The organism is Streptomyces sp. NPDC101178 (assembly GCF_044767965.1).
Lineage (GTDB): Bacteria > Actinomycetota > Actinomycetes > Streptomycetales > Streptomycetaceae > Streptomyces.
On record NZ_JBIWOZ010000014.1, the window covers coordinates 95579 to 109230 of the forward strand.

Annotated in this window: 14 protein-coding genes and 1 tRNA gene; 6 read left to right on the plus strand and 9 right to left on the minus strand. The window is 70.9% G+C overall.

The annotated features are described in order from the left end of the window. Positions 1 to 18: 18 nt before the first annotated feature. Positions 19 to 465 (minus strand): MarR family winged helix-turn-helix transcriptional regulator, encoded by a 447-nt coding sequence (locus ACIRR8_RS30480; RefSeq protein WP_404070898.1) that lies wholly within the window; start codon positions 463 to 465, stop codon positions 19 to 21. Between the two features lie 123 nt (positions 466 to 588). Between ACIRR8_RS30480 and ACIRR8_RS30485 the strand changes: the two genes are divergently transcribed. From ACIRR8_RS30485 to ACIRR8_RS30495, 3 genes are all read left to right on the plus strand, one after another. Continuing rightward, a complete protein-coding gene (locus tag ACIRR8_RS30485; protein ID WP_404070900.1) occupies positions 589 to 2073 on the plus strand; it encodes an MFS transporter in 1485 nt (494 codons plus the stop codon). Between the two features lie 170 nt (positions 2074 to 2243). Continuing rightward, positions 2244 to 2567 carry a helix-turn-helix domain-containing protein gene (locus ACIRR8_RS30490; RefSeq protein WP_404070902.1) on the plus strand — a complete coding sequence of 108 codons (324 nt, stop codon included), beginning with the start codon at positions 2244 to 2246 and terminating at the stop codon, positions 2565 to 2567. 136 nt (positions 2568 to 2703) lie between these two features. Further along, complete coding sequence (locus tag ACIRR8_RS30495; protein ID WP_404070904.1) at positions 2704 to 3024, plus strand: hypothetical protein; 321 nt, start codon at positions 2704 to 2706, stop codon at positions 3022 to 3024. 71 nt (positions 3025 to 3095) lie between these two features. Here ACIRR8_RS30495 and ACIRR8_RS30500 read toward each other — a convergent pair. Next, a tRNA-Thr gene (locus ACIRR8_RS30500) sits at positions 3096 to 3169 on the minus strand. A 177-nt stretch (positions 3170 to 3346) separates the two neighbouring features. Here ACIRR8_RS30500 and ACIRR8_RS30505 point away from each other — a divergent pair. The 3 genes from ACIRR8_RS30505 to ACIRR8_RS30515 all read left to right on the plus strand — a co-directional run bounded on the left by ACIRR8_RS30505 (position 3347) and on the right by ACIRR8_RS30515 (position 5928). Further along, complete coding sequence (locus ACIRR8_RS30505; protein ID WP_398725574.1) at positions 3347 to 4483, plus strand: ABC transporter ATP-binding protein; 1137 nt, start codon at positions 3347 to 3349, stop codon at positions 4481 to 4483. Between the two features lie 223 nt (positions 4484 to 4706). Continuing rightward, positions 4707 to 5120, plus strand: a complete 414-nt coding sequence (locus ACIRR8_RS30510) for a hypothetical protein (RefSeq protein ID WP_404070906.1) — start codon at positions 4707 to 4709, stop codon at positions 5118 to 5120. 88 nt (positions 5121 to 5208) lie between these two features. Further along, positions 5209 to 5928: an NDP-sugar synthase gene (locus ACIRR8_RS30515; RefSeq protein ID WP_404070908.1), complete on the plus strand. Its 720-nt coding sequence runs from the start codon at positions 5209 to 5211 to the stop codon at positions 5926 to 5928. Between the two features lie 79 nt (positions 5929 to 6007). Here ACIRR8_RS30515 and ACIRR8_RS30520 read toward each other — a convergent pair whose 3' ends face one another. The 7 genes from ACIRR8_RS30520 to ACIRR8_RS30550 form a co-directional block, all read right to left on the minus strand. Next, positions 6008 to 7666: a DoxX family membrane protein gene (locus ACIRR8_RS30520; protein ID WP_404070910.1), complete on the minus strand. Its 1659-nt coding sequence runs from the start codon at positions 7664 to 7666 to the stop codon at positions 6008 to 6010. Positions 7667 to 7850: 184 nt separating this feature from the next. Further along, entirely contained in the window at positions 7851 to 8807 is a 957-nt protein-coding gene (gene rlmB / locus ACIRR8_RS30525; RefSeq protein WP_404070912.1) for a 23S rRNA (guanosine(2251)-2'-O)-methyltransferase RlmB, read from the minus strand. Positions 8808 to 8908: 101 nt separating this feature from the next. Continuing rightward, complete coding sequence (cysS, locus tag ACIRR8_RS30530) at positions 8909 to 10309, minus strand: cysteine--tRNA ligase (RefSeq protein WP_404070914.1); 1401 nt, start codon at positions 10307 to 10309, stop codon at positions 8909 to 8911. Positions 10310 to 10505: 196 nt separating this feature from the next. Beyond that, the gene (locus ACIRR8_RS30535) at positions 10506 to 10910 is read right to left on the minus strand and encodes a PPOX class F420-dependent oxidoreductase (RefSeq protein ID WP_161268705.1); all 405 of its coding nucleotides are present in this window, start codon (positions 10908 to 10910) and stop codon (positions 10506 to 10508) included. Positions 10911 to 11079: 169 nt separating this feature from the next. Next, on the minus strand, positions 11080 to 11607 hold the full coding sequence (gene ispF / locus ACIRR8_RS30540) for a 2-C-methyl-D-erythritol 2,4-cyclodiphosphate synthase (protein WP_404070916.1): 528 nt from the start codon (positions 11605 to 11607) through the stop codon (positions 11080 to 11082). Then, positions 11597 to 12364, minus strand: a complete 768-nt coding sequence (gene ispD, locus ACIRR8_RS30545) for a 2-C-methyl-D-erythritol 4-phosphate cytidylyltransferase (RefSeq protein WP_404070918.1) — start codon at positions 12362 to 12364, stop codon at positions 11597 to 11599. Before ispD ends, ispF begins: the two co-directional genes overlap by 11 nt. Positions 12365 to 12694: 330 nt before the next feature. Beyond that, complete coding sequence (locus ACIRR8_RS30550) at positions 12695 to 13177, minus strand: CarD family transcriptional regulator (protein ID WP_006380568.1); 483 nt, start codon at positions 13175 to 13177, stop codon at positions 12695 to 12697. Positions 13178 to 13652: the final 475 nt, after the last annotated feature.

The following is a 13652-nucleotide window of genomic DNA, read 5'->3' on the forward strand; positions in this document are numbered from 1 at the left end:
CAGTACACCAGCGCAGGCTCAGTCGCGCGGCCAGGGCCGCCCGTCGAGACGCTCGATGGAGAGGTTCAGCCGGCTGAGCGAGGCGGCGAGCTGCTCGGCCTCCTCGGGCGTCCAGTCGGCCATGACCTTCGCCAGCCCCGCCACGTTCCGCTCACGGTCGCTGTCGAGCCGGCGCGCACCCTCGTCGGTGATGGCGAACTTACGGGCGATGCCCCCGTCGGGATCCGGGATGCGCTCGACGACACCGGCGCGGAGCATCGCGGCGGTCTGCCGGTTGAGGGTGGAGGCGTCCAGACCGAAGGCCTCGCCGAGCTGGCTGATGGACATGGGGCCTTCCACCTCGATCCGGCTGAGCAGGATGTAGGCGCTGCGGTCGAGCCGCCACTCCACACGCGGGGTGAGCAGGTGCATGTACCGGCCGAGCAGCATGGTCTCGCGTTCGATCCGGTCGAGGTGCATGTCCACGCGTACAGGTATATCACGATGAATATGCACGCTACACAAGCTGTGCATGATGCACATTCCATGTATCTTGCATAACCGAACAGCCCGACCGAAACGCGCGAGGGCCGAGAACGGAGACACCCCGTGGAGAGTCCACCGCACGCACCAGCCTCCCCGGGGGCACCCACCGCCCACCCCGGCTCCATCGTCGGCATCCTGGCCTTCGCCGGCATCGTGGCGGCGCTCACACAGACGCTGGTGGTGCCGCTGATCGCGCAGCTGCCGACCCTGCTCGACACCTCCGCGTCCAACGCCTCCTGGGTCATCACCGCCACCCTGCTGGCCGCGGCCGTCTCCACGCCCGTCGCCGGACGGCTCGGCGACATGTACGGCAAGCGGCGGATGCTGCTCGTCTCCCTCGTACCGCTGGTCCTCGGCTCGGCGGTCTGCGCACTGTCCTCCTCCGTCATCCCGATGATCGCCGGACGCGGCCTCCAGGGCCTCGGCATGGGCGTGGTGCCGCTCGGCATCAGCCTGCTGCGGGACGTCGTCCCGGCGGAGAAGCTCGGCCCGTCCATCGCGGTCATGAGCGCGTCGATGGGCGTGGGCGGCGCGCTGGGCCTGCCGTTCGCCGCCGCGATCGCGGAGAACACCAGCTGGCGGGTGCTGTTCTGGGTCGTCGCCGTACTGGCCCTCGCGGTCGGCGCACTGATCGCCGCCCTGGTCCCGGCGGACCGCCCCGCCGCCGGGCGCGGCGGCTTCGACCTGCCCGGCGCCATCGGCCTCGGCGCCGCACTGATCGCCCTCCTCCTCGCCGTCTCCAAGGGCGCCGACTGGGGCTGGGGCAGCGCCACGACGCTCACCCTCTTCGCCACCGCGCTCGTCCTCCTGCCCGCCTGGGGCTGGTGGGAACTCCGTCTGCGCGACCCGCTCGTCGACCTCCGCGTGACCGCCCGCCCGCAGGTCCTGATGACGAACACGGCCTCGGTCCTGGTCGGCTTCGCGATGTACGCGCAGTCCCTCGTCGTCCCCCAGCTGCTCCAGCTCCCCGAGGCGACGGGCTACGGCCTGGGCCGGTCGATGCTGGCGATGGGCCTGTGGATGGCCCCGGCCGGACTGATGATGATGGCGATGTCCCCGCTCGGCGCGAAGCTCTCCGCCGCCAAGGGCCCCAAGGTCACCCTGACCGTCGGCAGCCTCCTCATCGCCGCCGGCTACGGCCTCTCCGTCCCCCTGATCGGCTCCGGCTCCCCGTGGAGCCTGCTGCTGGTCACCCTCGTCTGCAACTCGGGCGTCGGCTTCGCGTACGGAGCCATGCCGGCCCTCATCATGAGCGCGGTCCCCCCGTCAGAGACCGCCTCCGCCAACAGCTTCAACGCCCTGATGCGCTCCATCGGCACATCGTTCGCCGCGGCCGTCATCGGCGTGGTCCTGGCCCGCATGACGACCGACTTCGGCGGCTTCCCGCTCGCCTCGGAGAACGGCTTCCGCGCGGCGATGCTGATCGGCTGCGGTGTGGGCCTGGCAGCGGCGGCGGTGGCCGCGCTCATCCCCGTACGAACGGCGAGGCCGCCGCTCGAACCGCCCGCGCCCGCCACCGCACCGACACGGGCCCATCAGGGGGCTTGAGCAAAAGAGTTCACGAACGGGAACCGCCTCCTCCCGAAGAACGTGTTCGCTCCGGCAGATGCCCGGGGCCCCCGACCGGGACCCCGGACGCGAAGACGGGGTACAGCACGACGTCGCGGGAGCGGTATCTCGGCGGCAGGACCCTGCCGCCGCACGACGCCGTGGACGCCATGGCCCCGATCGCCGGAGAGGATCCGGCGCGGCTGCCCGCACCGCACGAGATCGCCGCCGCGGTCCGGCAACGGCGTCGCACATGCACACGCGCATCCGCACCCGCACCCGCACCCGGAACACCGCCCCCGGAACGCACCTGCCTCGCGGCGGCCCCGCGCGAACCGCAGGACCGCACCGGCCTGAGCCTGGCCGGCCTGGCGGAGCGGACCACCTACAGCAGGCCCTCCTGGTACCGCTGCCTCACGGGTACGACGCTGCCACCGCGCCGGGTGGTGGAGGACCTCTGCCGCCCGGCCGACGAACGCCCGGCCACTGCCTGACCCTGTGGGAGGTCGCGGAGTCCACGGAGAGCGGCCGCACGACACGGCGTGCGGCCGGCCCCGGCTGACCGGACCCTGTAGGCAGAACCGGACACTGCCGTACCGCCACCCCACCACCCACTCCGGGAGCCCCCGCATGGACCCGAACGACGCCACCACATTCCTGGCGATCTGCAGCCACACCCACCTCTTCCCAGGCGCCCGCTGCCACCTCCAGGACCTCCCCGACCCCACCGCCTTCGCCACGGCCCCGCACCGGCTCGATCTCTACCTCCGCTTCCCCGACGGAGCGGCCACGGACGCGGAACTGCACACGGAACCCCCTGTGCTCAACGTCCCGGCGTACACAACAGGCGCGGGCACAGCCATCGCGGCCCACACCTGGACCGTCCGCGAGTTCACGGCAACGGCATCAGGCGAGGTCGAGCTGACGATCGGCGCCAAGAGCTCGGCCTAGAACCATCGAGCACCGTCGGGAAGAAGCAAGAAAGCCCAGGTCAGAATGGATCTGACCTGGGCTTCCCACCGGGCCCCCTGTCGGATTCGAACCGACGACCTACGCATTACAAGTGCGTTGCTCTGGCCAGCTGAGCTAAGGAGGCGTGCCGGAGCAGTGTATCCAACCGCGCACCCGGCCCGTCCGTGATTTCCCTGTGCCGTGAGCTACTGACAGATCGGGAAACGCCAGGTAGCGTCACGGCAGGTCCACTCAAGTGGACCAGACCACTCCCTACTCGGATCGTCCGGCACGTTCCTGCCGGTGGAGGAGAAGATTCAGCATGGCCAGTGTCACGTTCGACAAGGCGTCCCGCGTCTACCCCGGCTCCACGAAGCCGGCTGTGGACCAGCTCGAGATCGACATCGCGGACGGTGAGTTCCTCGTCCTCGTCGGTCCTTCCGGTTGTGGCAAGTCGACCTCCCTTCGCATGCTCGCGGGTCTTGAGGACGTCAACGGCGGTGCCATCCGCATCGGTGACCGCGATGTCACGCACCTGCCGCCGAAGGACCGGGACATCGCCATGGTGTTCCAGAACTACGCGCTCTACCCGCACATGTCCGTCGCGGACAACATGGGCTTTGCGCTGAAGATCGCCGGTGTGAACAAGACCGACATCCGGGCGAAGGTCGAAGAGGCCGCCAAGATGCTGGACCTCACCGACTACCTGGACCGCAAGCCGAAGGCGCTCTCCGGTGGTCAGCGGCAGCGTGTGGCGATGGGCCGGGCCATCGTGCGGGAGCCGCAGGTCTTCCTCATGGACGAGCCGCTGTCGAACCTCGACGCCAAGCTCCGTGTCTCCACCCGTACGCAGATCGCCTCGCTCCAGCGCCGCCTCGGCATCACCACCGTGTACGTCACCCACGACCAGGTCGAGGCCCTCACCATGGGCGACCGGGTCGCGGTGCTGAAGGACGGGCTGCTCCAGCAGGTCGACTCGCCGCGCAACATGTACGACCGGCCGGCCAACCTCTTCGTCGCCGGCTTCATCGGCTCCCCCGCGATGAACCTGGTCGAGGTCCCGATCACCGACGGTGGCGTGAAGTTCGGCAACAGCGTCGTCCCGGTCTCCCGTGAGGCGCTGTCCGCCGCCGCGGACCGCGGTGACACGACCGTCACGGTCGGCATCCGCCCCGAGCACTTCGACATCGTCGAGCACGGCGGCGCCGCCGCGAAGGCCCTGACCAAGGACTCCTCGGACGCGCCGGCCGGTCTCGCGGTCTCCGTGAACGTCGTCGAGGAGCTCGGCGCCGACGGGTTCGTCTACGGTGCCGCGCAGGTCGGCGGCGAGCACAAGGACCTGGTCGTCCGTGTCGGCGGCCGTGCCGTGCCGGAGAAGGGCACCGAGCTGCACGTCGTGCCGCGCCCGGACGAGCTGCACGTCTTCGCCACCTCGACCGGTGAACGCCTCACCAACTGACCCCGTCAGGCTTGTCGGCCCCGCCTCCCCTTCCCGGGGGCGCGGGGCCGTTTGCGTGCTCGGGAGCGTGTTGAGGTTTCAGTGCCGAGCCGCATCAAATACCCCGGCACACAGGGCATTTCCCCCTGCTTCGTCAACTTGGCATTCGAAAGGACGCGTCGAACCATCCCCCGGAGGGGTGACGAAATGTCATCACACCACCACCGACCGCTACGCTCGCTGCGTGACCCACACCGCTCGGCGCATCGGCCGATCCTTCGCCCTCGTCCTGCCCGTCGTCATGGTGCTCTCCGGGACCCTCGCGGTCAGCAGTGTTCCGTGGGCGGGATCGGACAAAGACTCCACGCTGCTGGCCGCCTCCTCGGAGACCGTGTCCAAGCCCGCGAAGCCCCGCGCCGCCCAGGACATCCTGCGCGACAAGCTGCTCGTCGAGCTCCAGGAGAAGGACCCGGGCACCGCGCTGACGGGCCTCCAGCGCGCCGTCGAGCAGCGCCCCTCGCTCGCACGCCACTGCATGTCGATCGCGAAGGCACTCGGCAAGGCCGCGGTCGAGCAGTACGGCCCGTCGCGCGCGCAGCGCTTCTCCCGTCCCGTCTGCGACACCTCGTTCGCCTCCGGGGTCGCTCAGTTCAGCTGAGCCACTCCCCCGTACAGGAGCTGCCGTCGCCCGGCCGTAGTCGGGCAACGGCGGCTTCTGCGCGCCCGCACCGCATATCGTGCGTGCCATGCATACGTATCCGACGCAGGCCGTGATCCTCGCCGGTGGCCAGGGATCGCGGCTGCGGCCGTACACCGATGACCGTCCCAAGCCGATGGTGGAGATCCCGGGGACCGGGACTCCGATCATCGGCCATCAGCTGTCCTGGCTGGCCGCCGAGGGCGTGACCGATGCCGTGGTCTCCTGCGGCCACCTCGCCGAGGTGCTCCAGCAGTGGCTGGAGTCCGCCGTGCTGCCGCTGCGGGTCACGACGGTGGTGGAGAAGGAGCCGCTGGGCCGTGGCGGTGGGCTGAAGTACGCGGCGCAGCGGCTGCCCTATCCGGAGCAGCCCTGGTACGCGACGAACGGCGACATCTGGACGCGCTTCTCGTTGCGCGAGATGGCCGCGTTCCACGCGGAGCGCGACGCCACCGCCACGCTGGCTCTCGCCCGGCCCCGGATTCCGTGGGGTGCGGTGGAGACGGACGCGTTCGGGCACATCACGGACTTCATCGAGTCGCCGCCTTCGCCGTATCTGATCAACGCGGGTGTGTACGTGTTCTCGCCGGCCTTCACGGGGATGCTGCCGGACCAGGGTGACCATGAGCGGACGACCTTCCCGCGGCTGGCCCGGGAGCGGCGGCTGGCGGGGTATCCGCTGCCTCATGGGGCGTACTGGCGGGCGATCGACACGGCGAAGGACCTGACAGAGGCGGCGCGCGAGCTGGGCGCGCAGGGCGGCGGCTGACGCCTGCGCACGTCGAAGAGGGGCAGCCCCCACCCGATGCCCGGGTGGGGGCCGCCCCTTTCGCCGTGTGCCGCTGCGGTCAGCCGAGGAGGCCGCCGATGGGGTTGCGACCGCCGCCGGTGGAGCCGCCCGGGTCGGCGCCTTCGCCGCCGGTGGCGGGCGGGGCCTCGGGTTCGGCGCCGCCGCCGGTGGAGCCGTCACCGCCGGTGGAGCCGGAGGAGGTGGGTCCGGCGCTGGTGGCCGCGGGGGGCTGCTGGGGGGTGGTCTGGGGCGGGGGTTCCTGGCCGGTGCCCTGGGTCTGGCTGGGCTGGGTGTCGTTGCCGGTGCCGGCGCTCTGGCCGCCGCCGGATTCGCGGGTGGCGTCGGGGGTGGTGGCCTGGCCGCCGGTGGCGGGGGTGGTGGGGGCGCCGGAGCTGGTGGGCTCGGGGGTGCGCTCCTGGCCCTCGGGCGTACGGGAGGCCTGGCGTTCGCCGGTGGACTCCTGGGGGAGCGGCTGGCCGGGGAGCTGGTTGGTGGGGTAGTCATTGCGGCCGGGGACGGTGACGACCTCGGCCGAGCGGACGGCGCCGCCGAGGATGGAGCCGATGAGGAGGGTGAGGCCGATGACGACGGAGGCGACGACGCCTCCGCGGCGCAGGACGCGGCGGCGCAGGTCCCAGATCTCGGAGCGCGGTCCGAGCGTGCGCCAGGCCTCTCCGGCGAGCCGTCCGTCGACGGAGTAGACGGGGGCGCCCGCGATGATCAGCGGGCTCCAGGCGGCCAGCAGGATGATGTCGGGCGCGTCGTACACGGCGACCGTGCGCCAGCTGACGGTCACCAGGAGGGCGGCGGAGAGCAGGGCGCCGACGGAGGCGGCGACGCGCTGCCAGAGGCCGAGGACGGTCAGGACGCCGACGACGACCTGGAGGAAGGCGACGGTCAGTCCGGCGCCGACCGGGTGGGAGAGCGCGAAGTCGCGGAGCGGTTCGGCGAGCGCCCAGGGGTGCAGCGAGGTGAGCCACTTGACCATGGAGCCGCGCTCGCCGCCGTCGAAGTAGACGGGGTCGCAGAGCTTGCCCATGCCGGCGTAGATGGAGATGAAGCCGAGGAGGACCCGCATGGGGAGCAGGACGACGCCGAGGTTCATCCGGTGGCCGGGGTAGTAGGCGTGGCGGACGGGGTCGTTGCCGTGGCGGCGGGCGCGGGCCTCGGTGCTCTCCTCGTAGCCGTCGTCGTCACCGTCGGGGCCGGCTCCGGTGACGGTGGGGGCCGGCGCGTCGTCGAAGGAGTCGTACGCGCCGACGGCCTGGCGCATGGGCGGCAGGAGCGGGCCGGTGCGTCCGGGCTGCTGCGGGGCGGTCAGTACGGGGTTGGGCTGGGTCTCCTCCAGGAGCGGGATGACCTGGGTCGCGCCCGCCGCGAGGCCGTCCGCGGCTCCGGCGGTGAGCGCGGTGTCGAGGTGGCCCGCGGTGGAGTTGCGTACGGCCTGGAGGAGGCCGGTGGCGCCGGGGTCGCCCGGGGCCGATCTGCCGCTCCAGACGACCGGTGCCCGCCTGCGGCCGCCGCCGGCTCCGGCACCGCTCATGGCGGGGATGCGGGCGGTGTCCGCGAGACCGCGCAGCCGTGCGCGCTGACCCGGGGCGAGCTGCACCCGGAAGCTGGCGTGGTTGACGATGACCTGCGCGGGGTCGCTGTCCACCTTGGTCATGCTCAGGGCGGGTTGCTCGTCGAACCGAGGCGTTCTGGTGTCCACACTCATCTAACCGAGTGACGGGTGGTTAGGACACTGCCTTGACAGGCCCGATGTGTCCGAGACCCGTCAAGATCCGGCCAAACTCGGGCATCCTGGAAATCTGTTCGGCGTTCGCGCGTCAACTCGGTGAGCGGGCGGGCCCGTTGCCGAGGTGGTCTTCGCGCGAACGCCGTACGGACGTCCGGTTCCGCTAGCCGCGGCGGCGCGCCACCTCGTACAGCACGATGCCCGCCGCGACACCGGCGTTGAGCGATTCGGCGCCGCCCGGCATGGAGATCCGGACGCGGTAGTCGCAGGTCTCGCCGACGAGGCGGCCGAGGCCCTTGCCCTCGCTGCCGATGACGATGACGACCGGGCCGGCCAGCTCCTGAAGGTCCTCGACCGTGTGCTCGCCGTCGGCGGCGAGGCCGACGACCGTGAGGCCCGCCTTCTGGTAGCCCTCCAGGGCGCGGGTCAGGTTGGTGACCCGGGAGACCGGGGTGCGGGCCGCGGTGCCGGCCGAGGACTTCCACGCGCCGGCGGTCATGCCGGCCGCGCGGCGCTCGGGGACGACGACGCCGTGGCCGCCGAACGCGGAGACCGAGCGGACGATCGCGCCGAGGTTGCGCGGGTCGGTGACGCCGTCGAGGGCGACGATCAGCGGGTCCTCGTGGTTGTCCTGCGCGGCGACGAGCAGGTCGTCCGGGTGCGCGTACTCGTACGGCGGGACCTGGAGGACGAGGCCCTGGTGGTTCAGGCCGTTCGTCATCCGGTCCAGCTCGGGGCGCGGGGCCTCCATCAGGTTGATGGTGCCGCGGTCGCCCGCGAGCTTGAGCACGTCGCGGACGCGCTCGTCGTTGTCGATGTACTGCTGGACGTACAGGGTGACGGCGGGCACACCGTCGCGCAGGGCCTCGTAGACCGGGTTGCGGCCGACGACCATCTCCGAGGTGCCCTTCACACCGCCGCGCCGGGGCGCGGGGCGGCGGGCGGCTGCCTGCTTGGCCTGGGCGTTGGCGACCCGGTTCTTCTTGTGTCCCTTGCGGGCGGAGGCGGGCGGCGTCGGTCCCTTGCCTTCGAGACCACGGCGTCGCTGACCACCGCTGCCGACCTGCATGCCCTTCTTGTTGGACGTGCGGCGGTTCCTGCGCTGGCTGTTCCCGGCCATGACCTACCTGTTTCGTTGCTTTCAGACGTGCGTACGTATGAGGACAAGTGTGCCGCCCGGATCGCCGGGCGGCACAACTGTGCTGTTCACAAGGGTGCGGCTCAGCGCGGTCCCAGTGTCCACCGGGGACCGCTGGCGCTGTCCTCGATGACGAGTCCGGACTGGTTGAGCTGGTCGCGGATGGCGTCGGCGGCGGCCCAGTCCTTGCGGGCGCGGGCCGACTGCCGCTGGTCGAGGACCAGGCGTACGAGGGTGTCGACGACGCCGTGCAGATCCTCGCCCCGGTCGCCCTCGCCCGCCCAGTGCTCGTCCAGCGGGTCGAGTCCGAGGACGCCGAGCATGGCCCGGACCTCGGCGAGACGGGCGACGGCGGCTTCCTTGTCGTCGGCGGCGAGCGCGCTGTTGCCCTGGCGGACCGTGGTGTGGACGATCGCGAGGGCCTGCGGCACGCCCAGGTCCTCGTCCATCGCCTCGGCGAAGGCGGGCGGCACCTCGGCGGCGGGGGCGACGGTCTCCCCGGCCTTCTCGGTGACGCGCTGGACGAAGCCCTCGATCCGCGCGAACGCGGACTCGGCCTCGCGCAGGGACTCCTCGCTGTACTCGATCATCGAGCGGTAGTGCGGAGTGCCCAGGTAGTAGCGCAGGACGATGGGGCGCCAGTGCTTGACCATCTCGCTGACGAGGACGGAGTTGCCGAGCGACTTGGACATCTTCTCGCCGGCCATGGTGACCCAGGCGTTGTGCACCCAGTAGTCGGCGAACTCGTCGCCGTACGCCTTGGCCTGGGCGATCTCGTTCTCGTGGTGCGGGAAGATCAGGTCGATGCCGCCGCCGTGGATGTCGAAGGCCGAGCCCAGGTACTTGTGGGCCATGGCCGAGCACTCCAGGTGCCAGCCGGGGCGGCCGCGGCCCCAGGGGGTCTCCCAACTGGGCTCGCCCTCCTTGGCCGCCTTCCACATGGCGAAGTCCCGCTGGTCGCGCTTGCCGGTCTCGCCCTCGCCGGAGGGCTGGCGCAGATCGTCCAGCTCCTGGTTGGAGAGGGAGAGGTAGCCGGGGAGGGACCGGACGTCGAAGTAGACGTTGCCGTCGGCCTCGTAGGCGTGGCCGCGCTCGATGAGGCCGCGCATCATCTCGATCATCTCGGTGATGTGGCCGGTGGCACGGGGCTCGTAGGTGGGCGGCAGGCAGCCCAGCGCGTCGTAGCCGTCGTTGAACGCGCGCTCGTTCTCGTACCCGATCGACCACCAGGGGCGGCCCTGCTCGGCCGACTTCCTGATGATCTTGTCGTCGATGTCGGTGACGTTCCGGATGAACGTCACGTCGTAGCCGCGGTAGGCGAACCAGCGGCGCATGATGTCGAAGTTCAGCCCGGAACGGATGTGCCCGATGTGCGGTGCCGCCTGGACGGTAGCGCCGCAGAGGTAGATCGAGACGCAGCCCGGCGTGAGCGGGACGAAGTCACGGATCTGCCGGGCGCTGGTGTCGTGCAGGCGAATAGTCACGACTCAAGGGTAGTAGGCCGACACCAGTGCCCCGCGACCCTTGGACGATCGCGGGGACAACTTTCTGATACCGGCTGGTCCGAGCGGCTCGGCAAGGGGCGCGGGGCGGCTCTTTCGGGGCGCTCCGGGGGCGTTGGGAGCTTGTTCCGGGGCGCGCCCGGGGCTTTCGCCGGCCCTTTCGGGCCGGCGGATGCGCTCAGATGCTGCCGACGACCTTGCGCGGCGTGATCCGGACCACGACCCGGGGGTCGTCCTGGCCGGAGTTCGGGTTGAACTCCCCGTACGGCTTGCCGGTGTACTTCACCGACAGCTCGTCGATCAGCTCCTGGCCGCCCTCCGTGGTCAGCTCCGCCTGCCCCCGGATCTCGGCGTAGGAGTAGGGGTTGTCGGCCGGCTGGACGACGACGGTGACGCGCGGGTCGCGGCGGAGGTTCTTCTCCTTGCGGCGGCCGACCGTGGTGGAGATCAGGACGTCGTCGCCGTCGCGCTTCACCCAGACCGGGGAGACCTGCGGACTGCCGTCCGGCTGGATGGTGGCGATGTTGACGAAGACCGGGGTGTCGAGAAGGTTCTTGAGCTCGGTGGAGAGTGCGGCGGTCATGACGTACGTCCTCCTGGTGGCCGGCGTGGTTCAAGTTCTCCTACCCCCCAACCTCGCGGACTCTCTGTTTCCTTCCCGCGTCGCCCTACTTGTCGACGCCGTTGGGCCGTACGGGTGACAAAGCGTCCCGTACGGCCTGACGGCGGCGGTGTGGCGGCGCCGGCGTGCGTCAGCGCGCCCGGTACACCAGCGCTGTCGCGATCCCCGCGAGCCCCTCGCCGCGGCCGGTGAAGCCGAGGCCGTCCGAGGTGGCGGCGGAGAGCGAGACCGGGGCGCCCACCGCGGCGGACAGCACCTTCTGCGCCTCGTCGCGCCGCTTGCCGATCTTCGGGCGTACGCCGACGACCTGGACGGCGACGTTCCCGATCTCGTACCCCTCGGCGCGGACGATCCGGGCGGCCTCGGTGAGCAGGGTCACGCCGGCGGCGCCGGACCACTCGGGGCGGCCGGTGCCGAAGTGCTGCCCGAGGTCGCCGAGGCCGGCGGCGGAGAAGAGCGCGTTGCAGGCGGCGTGCGCGACGACGTCGGCGTCGGAGTGGCCGGCCAGGCCGGGGCCCTCGCCCTCCCACTTCAGGCCCGCGCACCAGAGCTCGCGGCCCTCCTCGAAGGCGTGGATGTCGGTGCCGATCCCGACGAGCGGGATGACGGGGGCGCCGGGGGCCGCGGCGGGGGGTGCGCCGGGGGTCTCAGAAGCCATCGTTGGCCCTCCTGCGGGCGAGTACCGCTTCGGCCAGCACCAGGTCGAGCGGCCGGGTCACCTTGAACGCCTCCTCGTGGCCGGGTACGACGACGACCGGCTTGCCGAGGCGTTCGACCATGCCCGCGTCGTCGGTGGCGCCCTCGCCGTCGAGTGCGACCTCGGCGTGGGCCCGTACGAGCGTGTCCCGGTCGAAGCCCTGCGGGGTCTGGACCGCGCGCAGCCTGGCCCGTACGGGGGTGGAGAGCACCGGTTCCGGCTCGCCGGCCACCTCGGCGGGCCCGACCTCCTTGACGGTGTCGGTGAGCGGCAGCGCGGGAACGACGGCCGGCGCCCCGTTCCGTACGGCCTCGACGACCGCGTCCACCGTGTCGACCGGCACCAGCGGGCGGGCGGCGTCGTGGACCAGGACGACGGAGATGTCCTCGGGCAGCGCGTCGAGTCCGAGGCCCACGGACTCCTGGCGGGTGTCGCCGCCGGGCACGACCAGGTAGTCGGTGCGCTCGGGCAGGGCGTGCTCGTCGAGGAGGTGCTTGACCTCGGCCGCGCCGTCCGGCGGGGCGACGACCACGACGAGGGAGACGGTCCGGGAGGCCGCCAAGGCGCGTACGGCGTGGATGAGCATGGGCGTGCCGCCGAGCGACCGGAGGGCCTTGGGGGCGCCCGGTCCGAGCCGTATGCCCCGCCCGGCCGCCGGGATGACCGCTGCGGTGCGCGGCGGGCGCGGCCGACCGGGCGGGGGTGGCGTCGATGTCATCGATTGCGCTCCGAAGGTCCGAAGGTTCGGCAGGTTTGTTTCCACGGGCGACGTGGGTAGGGGCCCAGCAAGCCGGGCGCGACGCCCTCAAGCTTGACCGGGCCCCTTCCGTGACACCCGGTGGAGCGTGGAGCGGGGTCGCGGCGGCGATCAGCGGGTGTCGGGTGTCACGAGTGACGTCCGGCTCTCGTGACGTCAGGTTCTCGTCCAGCTCCAGCGACGTCAGGATCTCGTTCCGGGTCCGGACATGCCGCAGCGCCCGACGACACACCGTACAAACGGCTGGTCAGCGGGCACCGCGGCACATTCTCACAACCGGTGCGATCCGGTTCAGGACGCGAGGACCTCGTCGAGGAGGGCTTCGGCCTTGTCCTCGTTCGTGTTCTCCGCGAGAGCGAGCTCGCTCACCAGGATCTGGCGGGCCTTGGCGAGCATGCGCTTCTCTCCGGCGGAGAGACCGCGCTCGCGCTCACGACGCCACAGGTCACGCACGACTTCAGCGACCTTGATGACATCGCCCGAGGCGAGCTTTTCCAGATTTGCCTTGTAACGCCGGGACCAGTTGGTCGGCTCTTCGGCATACGGTGCGCGAAGCACCTCGAAGACCCGGTCCAGCCCCTCCTGCCCGACCACGTCGCGCACGCCTACGAACTCCGCATTGTCCGCCGGCACACGAACCGTCAAGTCGCCCTGGGCGACCTTGAGCACCAAGTAGGTCTTGTCCACGCCTTTGATCTGGCGAGTTTCGATAGCCTCGATCAGCGCGGCCCCGTGATGGGGATAGACCACGGTGTCGCCAACCTTGAACGTCATGTGACAGGTACCCCTTCCGTGGCTATCCAGAGTAACACGAGAATCGCCTCTCCTGAATGGCGTTTTCGCAGGTCAGGGCATATCTCAGGGCTTGACAACAGCGACACGGACGTGCTGCGGAAGGCTTCCGGAAGACGGTATTCGCAGGTCGGAGCGGCTGTGCGACCGGGACGAAACGTTCGCGTCACACGGCCCGGAAGCCTCACAGAAGAGGGCGAAAGTCCCGTTTTGTCGGGTTCCGGATGGTGAACTTTACGTACTCCGTTCGGCCGTCGATCACCCGTACGGAGGTAAGTGCGCGTGCCCCATGAAATTGATCAAGGCCCGCGCCTCAAGAGACCTCTCGCGACGCCTCTCACTAGGCCTTTCACGGAGAATGCGCCGCGGCCGGAAGAATTGATCACCGCGATTATGTGAACGGCACGTGACACATCCGCCCCTACCCACGGTCCGCGCCGGCCCCTCCCGCTCGCAC

Coding starts and splice junctions, on each gene's coding strand:
- ACIRR8_RS30550 (WP_006380568.1), bottom strand. CDS start 13,177: ATGACGTTCAAGGTTGGCGACACCGTGGTCTATCCCCATCACGGGGCC.
- ACIRR8_RS30490 (WP_404070902.1), top strand. CDS start 2,244: ATGGCCCCGATCGCCGGAGAGGATCCGGCGCGGCTGCCCGCACCGCAC.
- ACIRR8_RS30515 (WP_404070908.1), top strand. CDS start 5,209: ATGCATACGTATCCGACGCAGGCCGTGATCCTCGCCGGTGGCCAGGGA.
- ispF (WP_404070916.1), bottom strand. CDS start 11,607: ATGGCTTCTGAGACCCCCGGCGCACCCCCCGCCGCGGCCCCCGGCGCC.
- ACIRR8_RS30535 (WP_161268705.1), bottom strand. CDS start 10,910: ATGACCGCCGCACTCTCCACCGAGCTCAAGAACCTTCTCGACACCCCG.
- ispD (WP_404070918.1), bottom strand. CDS start 12,364: ATGACATCGACGCCACCCCCGCCCGGTCGGCCGCGCCCGCCGCGCACC.
- ACIRR8_RS30505 (WP_398725574.1), top strand. CDS start 3,347: ATGGCCAGTGTCACGTTCGACAAGGCGTCCCGCGTCTACCCCGGCTCC.
- ACIRR8_RS30495 (WP_404070904.1), top strand. CDS start 2,704: ATGGACCCGAACGACGCCACCACATTCCTGGCGATCTGCAGCCACACC.
- ACIRR8_RS30520 (WP_404070910.1), bottom strand. CDS start 7,666: ATGAGTGTGGACACCAGAACGCCTCGGTTCGACGAGCAACCCGCCCTG.
- rlmB (WP_404070912.1), bottom strand. CDS start 8,807: ATGGCCGGGAACAGCCAGCGCAGGAACCGCCGCACGTCCAACAAGAAG.